Below are 19,892 nucleotides of genomic sequence, written 5' to 3'. Positions count from 1 at the left end.
GCGGGGTCTGATCAAGAGCGCGAAGACGGCAAACCGCGAAAGCCGTTGAGGAGTCGCACCAAAGTCGACACCAATTCCCGAGTCAGCGCGTGGGCAGGAATGCACGTTGGGTTTTCCCGGCATCTGCGGCGCGACTCTGAGACCACCATTTGATGCCACTCCAACCTTCTAGTTGATGGCATAAGCATGAGCCATAAAGCGTTAGATAAGGAATCTGCTACGGCTGCTGTCACTGCCACGCCTGGCTTGATGGCGGATATATCGTAAGCGGAATAACCCGGCAATCTGTCGAGGCGTTCAAGGTCGCTCGCGCAGAAAGCCAGCAGATCTTGAGGTCGAAAGGCGCTACTTAAATGAGTTACGAGTGAGCTTAGCTCGCGTCGTCTTCGGGTGGCATGCAATCAATGCGGTATTTGGCGTGATTCAGTGCTTCGCTGATCAGCATTTCTTCAGTGCCGAGCGGCCGATCCTCGCATCGCTTCAAATTGCTGCCATCGATGGTGTAGCTCCAAGTGAATTGGCCCTGCTTTACTTCGCTCACCGTGATGTTAATCCTGCGCCCTTTATACACCTCGTTGTGTCTCATCATTATCACGCAAATTATCAAAAGGCTACTTTAGCACGAAGAACGAAACAAGAAGTGCCAAGGTCCGAAACACGTCTGCCGGAACGTATTTTCGACAGTCTTCGGTAACATGGGCCGTACTCACATTGAGCACCTGCGCGACTACAGATCAAGAACCAAAGGACGATGGAGGAAATGGTCCAGGGCGCGACACGTGGAAACAATGGAACCAGATCGTCGGCGCAATCAACTTGGCCAACAACATGTGTGAGCAAGGCATAATTGCTATTAACAATGCGGTGGCGTAGGACAGTCGGCTGGTCGGTACGGCCTTGGTGCGCAGGGGGAGCGACAGAGCAAGTCTTCTTGAAAGAGGACCGACTTCTCAACTAGGTATCTATGAATAGGATCACCATGTACTTTGCCCATTTCCCACCCGGCGCCACATCCCTGCTTAATCCACGCAAGAACGTCCTTCTCATATTTGGCATTTGAATGAGATCGATGTCCGACCCAGGGATGTCGGATATCTTCTAAATGAGCCGGCAGTAGTACTGCATTTACCCCGAAATAGTAGTACTCCTTAGACAGCAACACATATTCGCCGCCGAGGTCACGTTTCATATCCCCTGCATTGTGAACCCCCTTGCGTTGCTTGACTCGGTCGCCCTCATAGTAGTAAATGCAGTCTCCTACAAGGCTCTCAAAGGGCGCATTAGGCTTCCAGTTAGGAAGCTTATTAAGAAGATGCGTTTGGCACCATTTGTCATATTGTGCGAAGGTGAGCTTATCGCTCACTCGCATCGCACAAACGACGTGGCGAGACAAGTCGCGCCCTCCTGGAGCGTTCGTCGGGCCGATGGCAACAATCCAGTCGCCAATCTGTGCAGCGTGGCGAATTTTTGGTTTGCATATTGCAAGCGTGCAAACTCCGCCAAAAGGGTTCGGCGCTGCTCCATCATCCGACCGAAGTGCGTACGAGTACAACATAAAGGCAGCCTTTTTGAAAGGGCAACGTCTACTGAATTAAGCAGTGTAGCCAACGAAGCTGGAAGCGTCGACATTAATATTTCTCGAGTGCGCCACATGAAATACTGTCAATCGGGGTTGTGCGGAAAACAGCATTTTGCTATTCTGCGCAACACCCTACGATGATCTCAGGAAAACATGGTCCGCTGCCACCTCTCCGCCCTGATGGGGCGGGACAAGCTCCGCATCTCTGACGTTTCCCGCCTCACCGGCTTGAATCGCAGTACAGTCACAGCCTTGTACAAGGAGACGACGACCCGCCTGGACCTGGCCGCTATCGATGCCCTGTGCCGTCTGTTTCGTTGTCCCGTGGGCGAGCTGTTCGAATACGTGCCGGACGCTGATGGGGTTGCATCGTGACGCTGAACGCCTCTCGCTGGCAAGCGATTGCCGAATCCAATTTCGCTTGGGAGCGTGAAGCTCTAGAGTGGCTCCGTTCCAACCTGCCTGACCGGGACCCCTGGCACGTCTGGAGCAATTTCGAATTCATCGACGACGAGGGCAAAGTCAACGAGGTAGACGCGCTGGTGCTTTCACCCGCCGGCCTCTTTCTAGTGGAAATCAAGAGCCGCCCGGGCGTGCTCCGCGGTGATGCCCATAGCTGGACCTGGACGACAGACGGACGCTCGTCCACCTACGATAACCCGCTGATCCTGGCCAATCGCAAGGCCAAACGCCTGGCCAGTCTGCTGCGGCGACAATCCTCCATCGTCAAAGGCAAAATTCGCTTGCCTTTCGTCGAGCCGGCCATCTTCCTCTCGTCCACGAGCTTGTCGTGCCGGCTAGAGGGTCTGGCCAGGAGTGCCACCTTCCAGCAAGGACGGCCGGGGACGCCGGACGATCCGGGGATCGTTGGCGCCCTGAGCAAGGGCATCACCACGCAGGCGCCAACGCCCGTTGACGCCACGCAGGCCAAAGCGATCGGCAGAGCCTTGGTCCAGGCCGGCATCCGCCAATCGAACAAGCACCGCCAGGTCGGCGACTACAAGCTGACTAAGCTGATCACCGAAGGCGAAGGTTTCCAAGATTGGGAAGCGAGCCATGTCAGCGTCGACACGGTGCACCGGCGCGTGCGCATCTACACGCTCGCCACGGCTTCCAGTCCCGAGAGCCGAGCGACCCGGCTGCGACAGGCCCGCCGTGAGTTCGAGGTCCTTGAAGGCATCGATCACCCGAGCATCCTGCGCGTGCGCGACTACAAAGACACTGAACTCGGCCCTGCCCTAATTTTCGATCACGATCCCAAAGCGGTGCGCCTGGACCACCTGCTCCGCGAGAAGGGCGAAACCCTCACCGTGACGCAGCGGCTGCAGTTGGTGCGCGATATCGCCGAGACGCTGAAGTACGCACATGGCAAACGCCTGTACCACCGCGCCTTGGGCCCGCAGAGCATCCTCGTCCACGATGTGGATGGTGGCGCTATGCACCTGCGCCTGATGAACTGGCAGACTGCCTCGCGCAATGTGGGCGACTCCGCGTCGCCGGACACTGTCCACCGTACGACCGGCACCCGCCACGTCGAGGACTACGTCGAAGATCCGGGTCTCGTCTATTTGGCTCCCGAAACCACCCGGGCCGACCCGGCACATGGCGCCAGTCTCGACGTTTTCTCGCTCGGCTGCATCAGCTACTACATCTTCACCGGGCAGCCCCCCGCAGGGTCGACCCTGGAGCTGTCTGAAAAGCTCCGCATCGGCCAGGGTCTGAGGCTGTCCGATACCATGGACGGCTGCGGCGCGCGGCAGCAAGACCTGATCCAATTCGCCACATCCCCAGACGTGCTGGCGCGCTACGATACGATCCAGGGATTTCTCGACGAACTCGACCTGGTCGAGGATGAGCTGACCACGCCTGACCCGGAAGCCACCGTCGACCCCAGCATTGCCAGTGCAGGAGACAGACTTGAAGGCGGGTTCACCGTCGTCAAGCGCGTGGGCCGTGGCTCGTCGAGTGATGCATTGCTGGTGCGCCGGGATGGCAGCGATGAAGAGAGCATCCTTAAGGTAGCCATCGACATCGGTCACAACGACCGCTTGACATCAGAGGGCGAAGTGCTGGCGCGGCTGCACCACCAGAACATCGTGGCGTACCGCGACACGCTCACGGTGTCCGGTCGAACCGCACTGCTGCTCAAGGGCGCCGGCCCCAGGACTCTGGCGGAAAAGCTCAAGGACGAAGGTCGCCTGTCGCTCGACATGCTCCAGCGCTTCGGCGACGAGCTGATCGAGGCCGTCAATTACCTCGAATCCGAAGGCGTGGCGCACCGGGACATCAAACCCGATAACATTGGCATCGCCGAAAACCGCAGCGGCAAGTTGCAGCTTGTCCTGTTCGATTTTTCGCTGTCCCGTACGCCTGCGGACAACATCACGGCCGGCACCCATCCCTACCTCGACCCGTTCCTGCCACTGCGCCGGCCGGTGCGCTGGGACCTGTATGCGGAGCGCTTCGCGCTTGCCGTAACGCTCTATGAGATGACGGTGGGGCAGCCGCCGGTGTGGGGCGATGGACAGACTTCGCCGTCCATGCTCGACCAGGAAGTGACGATCGAGCGGGACGTCTTCGACCCCGTTACCCGCGAGGGCTTCTCCAGCTTCTTTGAAAAAGGATTGAAGCGCGACTATCGCGAGCGCTTCGACAATGCAGAGGACATGCTCCGCGCCTGGCGCGCGATCTTCACCGCCCGACAGACGGTACACCCGAACGACGCGATGCCCGCAAGCGGCCTGGCCGCCATCGTTCTGACGGCCAATGCGCAAACCACGATGGCCGAACTGGGCTACAGCCTGGAAGCCCAGGACGTGTTGGAGCGCATGGGCGTGCACAACGCCCGCGAATTGTTGGCGGTCGACCGCGTCCGCTTCCGGTATCTCCGCGGGGTCGGCGACAAAATCCGCAAGGAGATCCGCCTCACCGCCAAGGAGCTGGCGCGCCTCAGGCCGGACCTTACCCAAGGGCGGACCGCCGCGCACGACTCGGACGAAGACGCCAAAGGCGCGGTCAGCATCAACGAGCTCGCGGCGCAGTTGTTGCCGCGCCGGCCGGCCGGCGATGACCGGCCCGAAGAAGCCGCGCTGGCCCACTACCTGGGCCTGGACGATACCGTCAAGGCCGGCGCATGGCCGAGCCTGGGCAAGGCAGCCCAGGCTGGCGAAGTCGACCGCGGCACCTTGACGGCTGCCCTGGTCAAGGCTCGCGAGCGCTGGCTCAAGACCCCGGCGTTCACCGAACTGCGTCACCAGATCGATTCGCTGGTCCGCAGCCAGGGCAACGTCATGAGTGCGCAGGAAGGCGCGATGGCCCTGCTGGCCTTGCGCGGCTGCGCTTCGCAGGATGACGCCGAACGGCTGCGCCAGTCCACCGCCGTCCTGCGTGGCGCAGTAGAAGCCGAAGCCCACCTCGACAAGCCGCGCTTCGAGGCCTTCGAGCACCAGCCGTCGATGCTGATCGCCAGCGCGGCCGGGTGGGCCGACTATGCACGCCAGCTTGGCATCGCTGCCGATGCCTGCGCACTGGCGGACCCGCTGCTACCCCCGGCGCGCGTACTGGAGATGCTGGAAGGCGTGTCCCTGCCGGCTTCCGAGCACCTTTGCGGAATCGCGCCGCTGCCGCTGACGCCGACCCGGCTGTTGCGTCTGGCAGCATCGGCGTCTCGCACGGCGGCGGTGTCTAGCCGTCAGGAGATGTATGCGCGCGGCATGGCGCCCCTCCAGGCGCTGCGACAATCCCTGGGTGCCCTAGTCGGTGCACCTGAGTTGTCGGTAAAAGACATCCAGGATCGGGTCCGTGGCCGCTACCCCGAAGCTACTGCCTTGCCCGGCCGTTCAGCCCTGGACCGTCTCCTCGAAGCAGTCGATGCGCCGCTAGCCTGGGACATTAGCGCGGCAAGCGGGAAAGGCGCATACAGGCTCGCCACCTTGGGGCGCGGCCAGACGGCTGGCACCACCACCCAGTTCTCGCGCCAGGCCACCCTGTTGACCAGCCACTCGGAGATCGATGACGAGGTCACCCAGGCGGCGGCGCTCGAGGAACGATTGCTGCGCTGCCTGGACGATGGCGGTATGCTGGTGCTGACCGTGCAGCCGCGCCTGGCCCGGCGCGCCGAAACAGAACTCATGCGCCGCTTCGGCGCTCCCGCCATGCCGTCGGCAGCAGTCAAACGGATCAACTTCGATGTCCTGCTGCTTGGCGCCTTGCGCGAGCAGGCCCGGACAGCAGCTATCGACTGGAATGTGGTGTTGCAGGCCGATGCCGCCGAGCGCGGCAGCAGGAACTGGACCAACCTCCTGCGTCTCGTGCAGCGCGCCCTGCCCGCCGTGCGAGCCGCCTTGCTTGACAGCCCGTCGCCGATCCTGCTGGTCAGCATAGGGCTCCTGGCGCGCTACGAGCTGATGAGCCTGGTCTCCGAACTGGAGCTAAACGCCGGCCGGCCCGGGCACACGCCCAGCGCCTGGATACTGCTGCCCACCAGCCACCAGGGCTTGCCCGTCATCGACGGTGTAGCGATGCCCCTGGTGAACAACATCAATAACACCCGCACCTTGGCGCTGCCGCAGGCCTGGGCGGAAAACCAACACCGGACCAAGACGGGCAGCCGTGCCAGTCAGTCCCTAGCCGGAAAGCTCCATAGTGATTAATGCCTCCCAACTCCTGGCCGACCTGACCAGGCAGCTCAAGCGCCTGGAGAGCGACCTTCTGCAGCGCATCGAAGAACTCCCGGAACTCAAGACTAGCCTGCAAGTCGAATGGCAAGCCGCGCGCGATGCAAACCGCAGTGCCGAAACCTTCGAGACCTGGGTTGACCAAGTCATCACCCAGGCCGGCGTGCACTGGCTGTTGAGCTGCGTGTTTCTGCGGTTTATCGAAGACAATGAGCTGGTGGCTCGTCCCTGGCTGGGCGGCACGCCCGCATCCGGCCGTCTGGCACTGGCGCGGGACCGGCACGAAGCCTATTTCCGGGATCATCCGCTGGAGAACGACCGCGACTATCTGCTGGCGGCGTTCCACGAGGCTGAAGTGCTGCCCGGCCTGCACAGCTTTTTCGACAAGGCGCATAACCCGGTCTTCCGACTCGGGATCAGCGGCGAGGCCGCCATGGCGTTGCGCCAGTTTTGGCAGCAGGTCGATCCGAACACCGGCGCGCTGCTGCATGACTTCACGGACCCTGAATGGACCACCCGCTTCTTGGGCGACTTATACCAGGACCTGTCCGAAGCCACTCGCAAGCGCTATGCGCTGCTGCAAACGCCCGAGTTTGTCGAAGAATTCATCCTCGACCGCACCTTGAGCCCGGCCATCCAGGAGTTCGGCTTCCGCGAGGTGCGCATGATCGACCCCACCTGCGGATCGGGACACTTCCTGCTTGGTGGCTTCTATCGGCTGCTGGCCGAATGGCAGCGCAATGAGCCCGGCCGCAATCCGGTCGACATGGCGCAGAAGGCGCTGGACGGCGTGGCGGGCGTGGACCTGAACCCGTTTGCCGTCGCCATCTCGCGCTTCCGTCTGTTCGTCGCGGCCTTGCAGGCCTCGGGCGTGCGGCACCTGGCCAATGCGCACGACTTCAAAATTTCGGTTGCTATCGGCGATAGCCTGCTGCATGGCACCCGCTTTGGCCTGAAACAGAGTCAGGACTTGTTCGATGCCGCGGAAAGCCATGCCGACACAGGACTGGCTCATGCTTACGCCAGCGAAGACTTGAGCGAGGTGCAGCGCATCCTCGGCCGCCAATACCATGCGGTGGTGGGTAATCCACCCTACATCGTGGTCAAGGATGCGGCGCTGAACGCAGCCTACCGACGTAAGTATGCCAGTTGCCACATGAAGTATTCGCTTGGTGCGCCATTCACAGAGCGCTTCTTCGAACTGGCAGTTACCGGGTCGGATGGCAGGGGTGCGGGTTATGTCGGCCTGATCACCTCCAACTCCTTCATGAAGCGCGAGTTCGGCAGCAAGCTGATCGAGCAGGTACTTCCCCGCCTGGACCTGACTCATGTGGTGGATACGTCGGGCGCCTACATTCCCGGGCATGGCACGCCAACGGTTATCCTGTTCGGACGCCATCGCGGACCGATGGACGAGGGTGTGCGTACCGTCATGGGCATCAACGGAGAGCCCAGCGCCCCGGAGGACCCGGCACAGGGAGTAGTTTGGAGCGCAATTGTCGGCCAAATTGACCAGAGCGGTAGCGAGAGTACCTTCATTAGTGTGACAGATACTCCGCGTATAACCTTTGCGAAGCATCCGTGGAGTATCGGAGGCGGCGGCGCGGCAGATATCAAAGAAGCGATCGAAAGTGTGGCTGACTTAAGGCTTAAAAATGTCGTACAAGAGATGGGCGTGTTTGGAATGACCAATGCGGACGAGGTCATGTTGGCCCCGCAGTCAGCCTTTAACCGTCAGCGGGTTGAAGCGAAGGTCCGTCGGCCACTCGTCGTTGGCGACGAAGTGAGGGACTGGACCGCTTCGACGACCGACGCTGCATTGTTTAGCTATACAGACGCTGGCGTTTCGCCGCTAGATGAGTCATCCAGCATGGCTCGCTGGCTATGGTCCAGTCGTACTGTACTCGGAAATCGAGCGACATTTGGTAAGGGTACCTATTTTCAGGAGGGCCGTCCATGGTGGGGGTGGCATCAAGTCGCCCTGCGCCGTATTGCAACACCTCTTACTATCACGTTCGCGGAAATCGCGACTCATAATCATTTTGTCCTCGACCGGGGCGGCAAGGTATTCAAGCAGACTGCTCCAGTCATCAAGCTGCCGGCTGGCAGTAGCGAAGAGGAGCACTTGGGGCTGCTCGGGCTGCTGAACTCGTCTGTGGCATGCTTTTGGTTGCAGCAGGTGTGCCATAACAAAGGTCGCCCGGGCGCTGACGTGGCCGGCGCGGATGAGCGTTACGAAATGCGCTACGCGATCAACGCGAGTAACGTATCAGAATTTCCACTATGCACCGGTCGACCAGTCGATATCGCCACTCGCCTTGACGCTCAGTCCCTCCAACTTGTCTCCTTACATCCCAGCTCCCTGCTGACAAGTGGCCTATTGCCTACGCGCACTGACTTGGACACTATTCGCGATCAGGCCGCCAGACTTCGCCGCGAAATGGTTGCTAGTCAGGAGGAGCTGGATTGGCGCTGCTACTACCTTTACGGCCTTTTGCCGGATACCGTAACTGCGCACGAGGTAGAGTGGCCGGATCCGGTCGAGGTCAGGCTTGGCGAGCGAGCCTTCGAAATCGTCCTGGCCCGCCGCATGGCCGCTGGCCTCGAGCAAACGACCTGGTTCGAACGCCACGGCTCCACGCCAATCACCGAGATTCCGGCGCACTGGCCCGAGGACTACCGCCGCGTGGTCGCTCGCCGCATCGAGCTGATCGAATCTAATAAGTCCATCGGTCTGATCGAGCGCCCCGAGTTCAAGCGGCGCTGGAACACGCCCGACTGGCATGAGCAGGAGCAGGCCGCCCTGCGTGACTGGCTGCTGGCCCGCCTCGAAGCCCCGGCCCTGTGGCCTGCCGACGCCGGCGAGCCGCCCCAGCTCGGCAGCACCAGTCGCCTGGCCGAGCTGGTATCGCGCGACCCCGAGTTCATGCAGGTCGCCGCGCTGTACGCCGGCCATGCCGACTTCGACCTGCCCGCACTGGTGGCGGAGCTAGTGGCCGAGGAAGCCGTGCCGGCCCTTCCCGTGCAGCGCTATACGGACACTGGCCTACGCAAGCGCGCACAGTGGCAGGACACCTGGGCCTTACAGCGCCGGGAGGATGCCATCGATGCCGAGATCGATCTCCTCGAGGCCGTGCGGCGCCAGGCGCTGATGCGAATCGTCCGTGAGCAGGCCGACGCCGCCGAACCGGACGCCAATGCTCTGGCCTGGGTAAGCGAAGAGCTCGACAAGGAATTTGCGCCGCTCAGGAAGGCCCGAAAAGCCCAGGAAGTCGGCGCCATTCCCGTGCCCCCCAAGTACCAAAACAAGGACTTCCTGAAGGCGGACTTCTGGCGACTGCGCGGCGGCCTGGACGTGCCGAAGGAACGCTGGATCAGCTTCCCCGGCTGCCAGCGCGGCGCCGACGGCAGCCTGGTCATCGCCTGGGCCGGCTGGAACCATCTGCAGCAGGCCACGGCCATCGCCGGCTACTACCTGGACATGAAGGATACCGATGGCTGGGAGCCGGCCCGCTTGCAGCCCTTGCTGGCAGGCCTGCTGGAGTTGCTGCCCTGGCTGGAGCAATGGCATAACGAGGTGGATCCCGCGTACGGCGAACGCATGGGCGACTACTACCGCGCCTTCGTCAGCGACGAAGCGCGAGCGCTCGGCTTCACGCTCGACGACCTGCGCGCCTGGAAGCCTGCCATCATCGCTGCAAAGCGCGGTCGCCGCAAAGCGAGCTGATCGCCGTAGAGAACACAAGAAAGCACAACAATGACTCTGCTAAAAGACCTCATTACGATCCCCGAACGGGTACACCAGGGCGACTTCGTCCTGCAACTGTCCAGGGGCGTCACCGAACCCGAGCAAACCCTGCGCGACTACGTCGTCACACCACAGCTGGTGGACGCCTTTGCCAACGCGCTGGGCTTCATTCAGCAGGCGGTGCAAAGCGGCGGCAGCAAGGCGGCTTACCTGCATGGCAGTTTCGGTTCGGGTAAGAGCCACTTCATGGCCGTGCTGAACCTGCTCCTGGCTGGCAACACCCTTGCACGTGCCACACCCGAGTTGGCCGACGTGGTGGCGCGCCATTGCTGGACCGAAGGAAAAAAATTCCTGCTCGTGCCCTACCACATGATCGGTGCGCGCGACATGGAGTCGGCCATCCTCGGCCAGTACGCCGAGTTCGTCCGCAAGAAACACCCGGACGCGCCCGTGCCCGGCTTTTACCTGGCGGAGGGCTTGTTCAAGGATGCGCGCGACCTGCGCGAACGGATGGGCGACGAAGCCTTCTTCGCCAAGCTCAATGAAGGGGCAAGTGCCGCCGGCGACGGCGGCTGGGGCGCGTTCGAGAGCGGCTGGGACGCCACCGCCTTCGATGCTGCCATGCTGGAGGCACCCAACGGCGAAGAGCGCTCGCGCCTGGTGGGCGACCTGATCACCCAATTCTTCTCGGCCTACCGGTCGCTGGCGGGCAGCGGCGAAGCCTTTGTCTCGCTCGACGACGGCTTGAGCATCATGAGCCGACATGCGAAGGCCCTCGGCTACGACGCCGTCATCCTGTTCCTGGACGAACTGGTGCTGTGGCTGGCCAGCCATGCGGCCGACGTCAACTTCGTCAGCCGCGAAGGCACCAAATTGGTCAAGCTGGTCGAGGCAACCAATGCCGACCGCCCTATTCCCTTGATCAGCTTCGTGGCCAGGCAGCGCGATTTGCGCGACCTTGTTGGCGAAAACCTGGCGGGGGCCGTCCAGGTGCAGTTCGGCGATGTGCTGAAGCACTGGGAAGCACGCTTCCACCGCATCACGCTGGAGGACCGCAACCTGCCCGCCATCGCGGAAAAGCGGGTGCTGCGTCCGGTCGACGAGGCGGCGCGCCAAACCTTGCACAGCACCTTCGACGACTTGCTGCGGATGCGCAAGGATGTTCTTGACACCCTGTTGACCACCACGGCCGACCGCGAGATGTTCCGCAAGGTCTATCCGTTCACGCCGGCCTTGGTCCAGACCTTGATTGCCGTGTCAGCCGCCCTGCAGCGGGAACGCACCGCCCTCAAGCTGATGCTGCAGCTGCTGGTGGACCGGCGTGCCGACCTCGAGCTGGGCCAGCTGATCCCGGTGGGCGACCTGTATGACGCCATTGCCGAGGGGGACGAACCGTTCAGCGAGGGCATGCGCCTGCACTTCGAAAACGCCAAGCGCCTGTATAACCAGCGCTTGTTGCCGATGCTGGAGCGCCAGCATAACGTGACCTGGGAGGCCATCAAGCTGGGCCAGGCAGACCCCGTGGCGGCCAAGAACCTGCGCAACGATGCCCGCCTCCTCAAGACGCTGCTGCTGGGCGCCCTGGTGCCCGAGGTCGAATCCCTCAAGGCTTTGACGCCGCTGCGGCTTGCGGCCCTGAACCATGGCACCTTCCGCTCCCCGATTCCCGGGCGCGAGGCGCAGGACGTGCTGCGCAAATGCAAGGACTGGGCCAGCGAGATCGGCGAGCTCAAGATCACTGAGGACCACAACTCGATCGTGTCGATCCAGGTGACCGGCGTCGATATCGAACCGATTCTTCGCGCGGCCGAAACCAACGACAACGCGGGAAATCGCCGCAAGCGCATCCGCGAAGCGCTGTTCAAGGAACTGGAGATTCCGGACGTCGGCGACCTGTTCAACACCTACAAGTTCAATTGGCGCGGCACCCCCCGGGAAATCGAACTCCTCTACGAAAACGTTCGCGAGATGACGGACGACCGCTTGCGCGGCCGCTCGGGCACATGGACGGTGGTGCTGGATTTCCCGTTTGACGATAACAACTTCGGCCCAGCCGATGACCTGGCGCGCCTGGCTGAATACCGGGCTGGCGACTCCAGGACACTGGTGTGGCTGCCTTCGTTCCTGAGCAACAAGGCACTGGCCGATCTGGGCCGCCTCGTGGTGCTGGACTACATCCTGCAGGGCGAGCGTTTCGACACCTATGCCGGCCATCTGTCGTTCGTGGACCGGGTGCAGGCCAAGGCCCTGGCGCGCAACCAGCTCGACCAGTTGCGCAGCAAGCTGCGCTCCCAGCTGGAGGTGGCGTATGGCGTCAGCCCCGAACCGCGCGATGCCATCAACGTCCCGCTGACGGCGGACCAGCAGTTCCGCTCCCTGGACCCAACCTTCTCGCCGCGCCCTCCGGTTGGGGCGGATTTCAAGTCGGCATTTGAGAACCTGCTGGGCCAGTTGTTCGCCCACCAGTATCCCGCCCATCCGGAGTTCGACACCGACATCAAACCTGCCGCCATTCGCAAGATCTGGCCTGAGGTGCAAAAGGCGATCGAGTCCACTGGGCATCGCGGACTGGTGCAGGACTCAGGGCTGCGCAAGCTGGTGCGCTCCGTCGTCAACCCCTGCAAACTCGGACAGATGGGAGAGACCCACCTGCTGATCGAACCGCATTGGCAATCGCATTTCTCGCAATGCCAGGCCCGCGACGGCGGCCCGATCACTGTGCCCAAACTGCGGCAGTGGATCGACACCCCCGTGCCCATGGGACTGCCGGTCGAACTGCAGAACCTGATTATCCTGACCTACGCCGCCAGTACCAACCGCCGTTTCACCAGGTATGGCGGTCCCTACGAGCCGACGGTCGACAACATTCCGGAAGACCTCGAGCTGCGGGAGCAAGCGCTGCCCGACCCCAGCCATTGGCAGGTCGCATTGGGGCGCGCATCCAGCTTGTTCGGACTGACGCTCAGCCAGACCTTGAATGCGGCGAACGTCGGCAAGCTGGTCGACGAAGTGAAGCAGAAGACGGCTGAGAAGCGCGACCTGGTGACTCGTCTGGTGGTCGACGTGCGCGACCGGATTGGCCGCTATGCAGCCGGTACGCCGAGTGCTCGCCAGCAGACCGCCGAGTCTGCCCAGGCACTGCTCGCGGCCCTGGCGCAGGCGGCGGAGGCTGAGGTTGTCGCCACGCTCGCACTGGCAGAATTGCAGACCACCGAAGCTGCTGTCGGCCGTACTTTAGGGCAGGCCAAAACGAGCGTAGAGGCACTCGCAGCGGGCGGCTGGGAGATTTTCGACGCGGTGCGCAAGCTGAGCGATCATCGGGCTGCAGCGGCTCAGAACATCGTTCAACGCTTGGTCGAAGCTTTGACCAGCGATGAGCATGTCATCCCCTTAAGAAGCCGGCTCGACGAGCTGCGGCGCGATGCCTTAGGCTTGCTTGCCGCGCCGGCGCCTACGCCCGCGCCGACGCCAACTCCGGAACCTTCGCCAGAGCCAACGCCTGTTCCCGGCGCCGTGACGATTCCGCCTGTGCCAGGTAACCGGCTCCCCGAAGTGGTGGCGGAGCAGCAGAATATGCACTTCAAGGGCACCGACGCTGTCGCCGCTCTGGAGGCACTCAAGGCCAGGGTCGCCAGCGAACAGGATCTCGAGCTGACGCTGAGCTGGCGCTTGCAGCGCAAGGGCACACAGCCATGAGTCTGTCGACGCCGCAGATCACTGCCCAGCTCGAACGGGTGCTGGCGAGCGACGCGACGGCGCTGGCCATCGCCATTCGTTCGAGTGTCAAGCAGGCCTGGCCGGATTCGGTCACTCAACATGGCCGGGAATTTCAGGTGCGCTGGTGCGAATCGTCGTTGGCGATACGGGAAGCCTTGTGCGACCTGGAGCGCCAGGACTCCCCGACTAAAGGCGTCGTCGTGGTGACACCCTTGTCGACGCATGAAATCGCCGAAGACGTCGCCTCTCGCCTGGCGCGCGCCCGTGTGTTCCAACCGGAAGGCTGGGACATCGTTCGCATGATGTTCCAGGCCAAAGAGTCCGACGCCCGCCTGGCCCGATTCGCATGGATGCCGCAGGCACTGATCGATGGCGCAGCACAAGGCGATTATCAGCCCGTCGCCAATGGCTTTCTGGACCTCGAAACGGCCTGGCGGCAAGTGCTCAGCCGCTTCCTGGGCATCGATACGGCCCGCCCCGATGCAGTGACCCTTCTGCAATGGTCGATGACGCCGGATGCGGCTCCCAGGCTTGGCCCTTTACCTGTCGCGATGCGCATGGACATGCTGTCCTGGCTCGCCGAAAGCACCGGCGCCGCTGGCGCCATGCTGTTGGGCTGCGTGGAAGCCGGCCGCACGAACGACGCGCTGCCCCTGGGTCTGGTGAGCGGCGTGATCTTCGCCCCGGATGGCGAGGGCCAAGCGACTTTGGGCCAGGCCGCGATCCGTCTTGAACGCTTCGTCAACGACAGGAATGTCGGCGTCATGGAGGGCCGCGCCTGGGCTTTGGCGGCTGAACAGGCAGTGCGCCGTCTTGGACTGGCATCTTGCCGCCCCATGCTGGACCGCGCAGATTTGCTGCTTCGTGACCTTCGCATCTTCGAGTTCGCCCACTTGAGCGAGGTGTTGCCCTCGGCATTGGATCAGCGCTTGACGGAGTTTGCTCATGCCCTGAGCGCGCATGTCGCCGAGCCCACCCAGGCCCACCTCCAGCAGGTGGAGTCGTGCGCTGATCGCGTACTTCGGCATGCCCTGGCAAACGAGCAGAAGCCCCGCATGGAACGTGTCGAAATGGCGCGGCGCGTGGCGCGCTGGCTGCTTACCCCGATGGTGTCGGGTGCGTCGCTACCGGATTCTGTCGAATGGCAAGCGGACCAGGGGGCATACGTCGACTGGGCCAGGTTCAGACTGCTGGGCGGTGACGAGCTCAGCGAGCTGTCCCAAGCCTATGCGGCATGCCGGCAAGCGCTTATCGCGCGACGCAACGAGTTCGCCAGATCGTTTGCGCAAACCCTGGTGCAGTGGAACGCCCAAGTGCCGGACGACACCGGGCGTGTCGTGCCGCTCGAACGCGTGCTTGACAAAGTGGTGGCGCCGATCGCTGCCGCGCAGCCGGTCATGCTGCTGGTGATGGACGGTTTGAGCACCAGCATCTTCCGTGAGCTGTTTTCTCGCATCGCGACGCAGGGTTGGGCGGAGCTGGTGCCTGCCTCATCAGACAAGCCACTGGTTGGCGTGGCAGCGATTCCTACCGTAACCGAAGTGAGCCGTGCCAGTCTGCTGTGCGGCCGTTTGACGATTGGAACGCAAGCGCAGGAGAAGCCCGGCTTCGCATCCCATCCGGTGCTGCTGGCAAACAGCCGCGCCGAGCTTCCACCACGGCTGTTCCACAAGGGAGACCTGTCGGACGCTGGCAATCTGGCTCCGGAGGTCCGGGCTGCCATATCGAACCCGCGCCAACAGGTCGTGGGCGTGGTGTATAACGCCGTCGACGACCATCTGAGCGGCCCGGATCAGCTGAATCAGCGGTGGTCGCTGGAGGATCTGCGCTTATTGCTGCCTTTGTTGCGCGAGGCACGCGAGGCCAGGCGCATTGTGGTGGTCACTGCAGATCATGGACATTTGCTGGAGGACGGGACCACCCAGGTGCCTGGTGGTCAAAGCGACCGTTGGCGGCGTGGCGACAGCGCCGCCTCTTCAAACGAACTGCTGGTCAGCGGCGGCCGGGTGGTGACCAGCGATGGAACAAACATGGTGGTTTGCCTCTGGGGCGAAAGCAGCAGGTACGCCGGGCGCAAGAACGGCTATCACGGCGGCTTGTCGCCCCAGGAGATGACTGTGCCGCTCAGCGTGTTTGTACCGGTAGGTGCCGGCCTTGCCGGGTGGAGCCCTGCCCCGCCGACCGAGCCGGAGTGGTGGGAGCTGCCTCCCATCCTGCACGCGCAGAAGCGGCCCGTTCCGGTGTCTCCGCCACAGCCAGCGCGCAAAAAGCCTGTGCCGACCGACGTCCAGCCTGGTCTGTTCGCACCTGTGGACCTGCCTTTGCCGGCCGCGGACGAAGCAAAGGTCGATGATTGGATCGCAAGCCTGTTGGCCAGCCCGGTATATGCCTCGCAACGGCAACTTGCGGCACGGGTGGCTTTAGCCGACGATAAGATGCGTTTGCTCCTTGAGGCGCTGTCGGAGCGCGGCGGCAAGCTATCGCGAAATGCACTGGCCAATCGCCTGTCCATGCCCGAAATGCGCCTGAGTGGTCTCCTGAGCGCTGTCCGAAGGCTGCTCAACGTGGACCAGATGCCGGTCCTTGGCGTCGATGAGGCGGCTGGCACGGTCGAGCTCAATATCTCCTTGCTACAACAGCAGTTCAACTTGCCCCGTCAGGGAGACGTCCGATGATTAGTGCAGCACGCCGAGAAGACATCGTCAGCGCATTGAGACGAGGTACAGTGCCGAACAGCGGCCTGGATACTTTGGCGGTTGGCATCGAGTCTTTTGCACCGACGCTCAACGAAGAGCTTGACGCCGTCGCCTCCGGGCGTGGTGGATTCAAGGCAGTACGTGGCGAGTACGGCACAGGCAAGACCTTCTTCGGACGCTGGCTGCAGGAGCGCGCCCGTTCACGAGGCTTTGCCGCGACCGAAGTCCAAATCAACGAAACCGAAACGCCGCTCCATCGACTCGAAACCGTCTACCGGCGCCTGGTCGAACACCTTGGCACGGCTGACACAGGGGCCGGTGCATTCAGGAGTGTCATCGACGGTTGGTTCTACGCCCTGGAGCAGGATGTCTTGGCGGACCCGGCGGTGAATCCTGACGATGCCGACGACCTGCTGCAGCGAACGAATGCGCTGATGGAAGCTCGCCTCGGGGCCATCAGCAAGACGGCTCCCGCCTTCTCGGCAGTGCTGAGGACCTACCGCCAGGCCTTGGCCCGGAATGACGGCATGCTGGCCGATGGCCTGATCAGCTGGTTGGCAGGACAACCCAATGTGGCGGCCAGCGTGAAGCGCGCCGCCGGCATCAAGGGCGATCTCGACCACTTCGGCGCGGCCAATTTTCTCGTCGGTCTGCTCACCATCTTGCGGGACAGCGGCTTTACCGGCTTGGTCATGGTGCTGGATGAGGTGGAGACACTTCAGCGCATGCGTACGGACACGCGTGAAAAAGGTCTCAACGCACTACGGCAATGGATCGACGAAATCGATGCAGGCCGATACCCCGGCCTTTACCTAGTCATCACCGGCACCCCGGCGTTTTTCGACGGCCCGCAAGGAGTTCAGCGCTTGGCACCACTCGCACAGCGCCTGCATGTGGACTTCGGCACCGAACGCAAGTTCGACAACCCACGCGCTGTACAAATTCGGCTGGCACCATTCGATCACACGTCTCTGTTGTCGGTGGGGCGCCGGGTGCGTGATCTGTATGCCGAAGGAAGGAAGAACGAGTCGCGGATTCGGTCAGTCGTCGACGACAGCTACCTGGACACGCTTGCCCGGGCTGTAGCAGGAGGACTAGGTGGCAAGGTGGGTGTGGCACCGCGCCTGTTCCTCAAGAAGCTGGTTGCCGACGTTCTTGATCGCGTCGACTTGCATCCGGATTTCGACCCGCGCCAGCACTACTCGCTGACCCTTGCCGAGTCCGAGATGTCGGCCATCGAGCGCGCCGCGGCAAATGCGCACTCTGTCGACGACATCGAGTTGTGAACGAATTCGAGCAACTGCACCCGTCCCTCCAGTACCACGTGGTGAACACGCTGGGCTGGAGCACGCTGCGTCCTACTCAGTTGGCTGCAATCCCTCCGATCCACGCCGGCGCGCACTGCCTGCTACTGGCGCCGACCGCGGGGGGCAAGACGGAAGCGGCAGCCATCCCGATCTTGTCGCGAATGCTGAAAGAGTCTTGGCCTGGGACCAGCGTTCTCTATATCTGCCCTATCAAAGCACTGCTGAACAACCTTGAACATCGGCTGACGCACTACGCTGGGCTCGTCGGCCGCACCGTCGAGGTCTGGCATGGCGATGTGTCGCAGTCACGCAAGAAAAAGGCGCTGAAAGAGGCGCCCGACATCCTCTTGACCACGCCCGAGTCACTCGAAGCGATGCTGATTTCGGTTCGGGTAGACCGCCCGACCTGGTTCGGAAATCTGCGCGCCGTGATCGTCGACGAACTGCACGCCTTTGCCTCGGACGACCGTGGCTGGCACATGCGTTCGGTGCTGCACAGGCTCGATCGGTATCTCGACCGGCCCCTTCAACGAATTGGCCTGTCTGCGACAGTGAGCAACCCGGCGGAGTTGCTGGATTGGTTCGCGCCGGTCGGTGAGCGTTGCGTGGTCGGCAGCGCCTCGGTGAGTACCGATGCCGACGTCACCATCGATCACGTGGGTTCTCTCGAGAACGCAGCAACAATCATCTCTCGCCTGCATCGGGGTGAGAAGCGGTTGGTGTTCTGTGACTCGCGCAGCAGCGCCGAGCAGCTGAGCAGCATGCTGCGAGGGAAAGGGGTGCGCACCTACGTAAGTCACGCATCGCTGAGTGCATCGGAGCGCAGGCAGGCCGAGGCCGCGTTTGGCGAAGAAAAAGACTGCGTGATCGTGGCGACGTCGACTCTGGAGCTGGGCATCGACGTCGGTGATCTGGACCGGGTAATTCAGATCGATTCGCCGTCGACCGTGTCTTCGTTCCTGCAACGGATGGGACGTACCGGAAGGCGTTCCGATAGCCGGCGCAACTGCCTGTTCCTGACGACCAATCAGGATGCCTTCATGTTGGCTCTTGGCGTTACCAATTTGTGGTCCAAGGCATGGGTCGAAGCGGCGCGGCCGCCTGATGAACCATGGCCGATCGCAGCCCAGCAAATTCTGGTGGCGACGCTGGAACGTGGGGAGTGGCCCGTGCACGAACTGGTTTCGCTGCTCGCCTGCTGTTTTCCCGAGTTGCCGCGCAACGGGTTCCAATCGCTTGTTGATCACCTTATCGAGCATGCCTACCTAGATGGTGCTGAAGGACTTGTCCGCATTGGACCACGTACTGAGCGGGAATATGGTCGGGGACATTATCGGGATCTGCTGGCGTCCTTCAGCGGAGCCCAGCTTCTGACAGGCCGCTTTGGCAGTGCGGAAATTGGGTATCTTGACCCGACGGCACTGACCGGAGAGGACCCCCAGCGACGCGTTCTTCTCGCCGGACGGAGTTGGCTCGTCAAGAAAATCGAGTGGTCCAAGGGTATCGTCTGGCTTGAGCCTACAAAGGAAGGCGGTAAGGCCAGGTGGATGGGCAGCGCTCGCAGCTTGAGCCGGGAAGTTTGCCAAGGCATTCAGGATGCGTTGGCCGATGGGTGCCCAAACGGCGTTCAGTTGTCTCTGCGAGCCAAGGCAGAGTTAGCATCGCTAACTGGAACGTTGTTCGTTTCAGCAGATGCCAGCTTTACCTCCCTGCTCGATGGAGAGAAAGCGAGAACGTGGACATTTGCGGGCACAAAAGAGAACCGGACTTATGCACGAACAGCAACAAATGGCGGCATGCGGGTGAAGTTCGACGCGCTCAGCATTCAAGCACCAGTAGCAGCACTGCACATTGGCCTCAACCAAGGTTTGGCTATTCAGCTTACGCCTGAGGAGCAAGCTACATTTGCAAAAAGCATCAAATTTGCGACCACTGTTCCATCGCAGCTGCTTCGTCGGACAATACTAGCTCGCTACTTCGCTTTTCCTGATCCATTGCAGGAAACGTCGAGTGGCCATAGGCTTCTACAGCTAGATCCTTAGCAAATAAGTCGGATTACTAGAAATTAATACTATAGGTAAATATTTTTTATGCTAGTTCACCTATTCCTTGACTACAAGAGGGTACACAAGGGGTATACAAACTACTAGGGGAGTTAGAAAAAGAAAG

At 62.0% G+C, this 19,892-nt stretch carries 9 protein-coding genes; 8 read left to right on the top strand and 1 reads right to left on the bottom strand.

The genetic code is table 11. The annotated features are described in order from the left end of the window. Positions 1-364 precede the first annotated feature (364 nt). Positions 365-694 carry a hypothetical protein gene (locus ACSQ25_RS03815; RefSeq protein WP_436104381.1) on the top strand — a complete coding sequence of 110 codons (330 nt, stop codon included), beginning with the start codon at positions 365-367 and terminating at the stop codon, positions 692-694. A 159-nt stretch (positions 695-853) separates the two neighbouring features. Here the strand turns inward: ACSQ25_RS03815 and ACSQ25_RS03810 are convergent, their stop codons facing one another. Continuing rightward, positions 854-1,555: a hypothetical protein gene (locus tag ACSQ25_RS03810; RefSeq protein ID WP_436104380.1), complete on the bottom strand. Its 702-nt coding sequence runs from the start codon at positions 1,553-1,555 to the stop codon at positions 854-856. A 177-nt stretch (positions 1,556-1,732) separates the two neighbouring features. Between ACSQ25_RS03810 and ACSQ25_RS03805 the strand changes: the two genes are divergently transcribed. The 7 genes from ACSQ25_RS03805 to ACSQ25_RS03775 are packed head-to-tail and all read left to right on the top strand — an operon-like array spanning position 1,733 to position 19,765. Continuing rightward, a complete protein-coding gene (locus ACSQ25_RS03805; protein ID WP_436104379.1) occupies positions 1,733-1,954 on the top strand; it encodes a helix-turn-helix domain-containing protein in 222 nt (73 codons plus the stop codon). Next, positions 1,951-6,231, top strand: coding sequence for a BREX system serine/threonine kinase PglW (gene pglW, locus ACSQ25_RS03800; RefSeq protein ID WP_436104378.1), 4,281 nt, complete (start codon positions 1,951-1,953; stop codon positions 6,229-6,231). Before ACSQ25_RS03805 ends, pglW begins: the two co-directional genes overlap by 4 nt. Beyond that, positions 6,224-9,982, top strand: a complete 3,759-nt coding sequence (gene pglX, locus ACSQ25_RS03795; protein WP_436104377.1) for a BREX-2 system adenine-specific DNA-methyltransferase PglX — start codon at positions 6,224-6,226, stop codon at positions 9,980-9,982. Before pglW ends, pglX begins: the two co-directional genes overlap by 8 nt. 30 nt (positions 9,983-10,012) lie before the next feature. Beyond that, the gene (locus ACSQ25_RS03790) at positions 10,013-13,699 is read left to right on the top strand and encodes a phage resistance protein (protein ID WP_436104376.1); all 3,687 of its coding nucleotides are present in this window, start codon (positions 10,013-10,015) and stop codon (positions 13,697-13,699) included. Next, the gene (gene pglZ / locus ACSQ25_RS03785; RefSeq protein WP_436104375.1) at positions 13,696-16,395 is read left to right on the top strand and encodes a BREX-2 system phosphatase PglZ; all 2,700 of its coding nucleotides are present in this window, start codon (positions 13,696-13,698) and stop codon (positions 16,393-16,395) included. Before ACSQ25_RS03790 ends, pglZ begins: the two co-directional genes overlap by 4 nt. Then, a complete protein-coding gene (gene brxD / locus ACSQ25_RS03780) occupies positions 16,392-17,702 on the top strand; it encodes a BREX system ATP-binding protein BrxD (RefSeq protein ID WP_436104374.1) in 1,311 nt (436 codons plus the stop codon). The genes pglZ and brxD overlap by 4 nt, the downstream gene beginning before the upstream one ends. Then, a complete protein-coding gene (locus ACSQ25_RS03775; protein ID WP_436104373.1) occupies positions 17,699-19,765 on the top strand; it encodes a DEAD/DEAH box helicase in 2,067 nt (688 codons plus the stop codon). The genes brxD and ACSQ25_RS03775 overlap by 4 nt, the downstream gene beginning before the upstream one ends. Positions 19,766-19,892 lie beyond the last annotated feature (127 nt).

The organism is Massilia sp. LjRoot122 (genome assembly GCF_964252725.1).
Classification (GTDB): domain Bacteria; phylum Pseudomonadota; class Gammaproteobacteria; order Burkholderiales; family Burkholderiaceae_D; genus Telluria.
Note: the sequence above shows the minus strand (reverse complement) of the source record. Positions and strands in the feature narration are given on the sequence as shown.

What these genes read in the sequence shown, in the direction of transcription:
- brxD (WP_436104374.1), top strand. Translation starts at nt 16,392, where the DNA reads ATGATTAGTGCAGCACGCCGAGAAGACATCGTCAGCGCATTGAGACGA.
- ACSQ25_RS03805 (WP_436104379.1), top strand. Translation starts at nt 1,733, where the DNA reads ATGGTCCGCTGCCACCTCTCCGCCCTGATGGGGCGGGACAAGCTCCGC.
- pglZ (WP_436104375.1), top strand. Translation starts at nt 13,696, where the DNA reads ATGAGTCTGTCGACGCCGCAGATCACTGCCCAGCTCGAACGGGTGCTG.
- ACSQ25_RS03810 (WP_436104380.1), bottom strand. Translation starts at nt 1,555, where the DNA reads ATGTTGTACTCGTACGCACTTCGGTCGGATGATGGAGCAGCGCCGAAC.
- ACSQ25_RS03790 (WP_436104376.1), top strand. Translation starts at nt 10,013, where the DNA reads ATGACTCTGCTAAAAGACCTCATTACGATCCCCGAACGGGTACACCAG.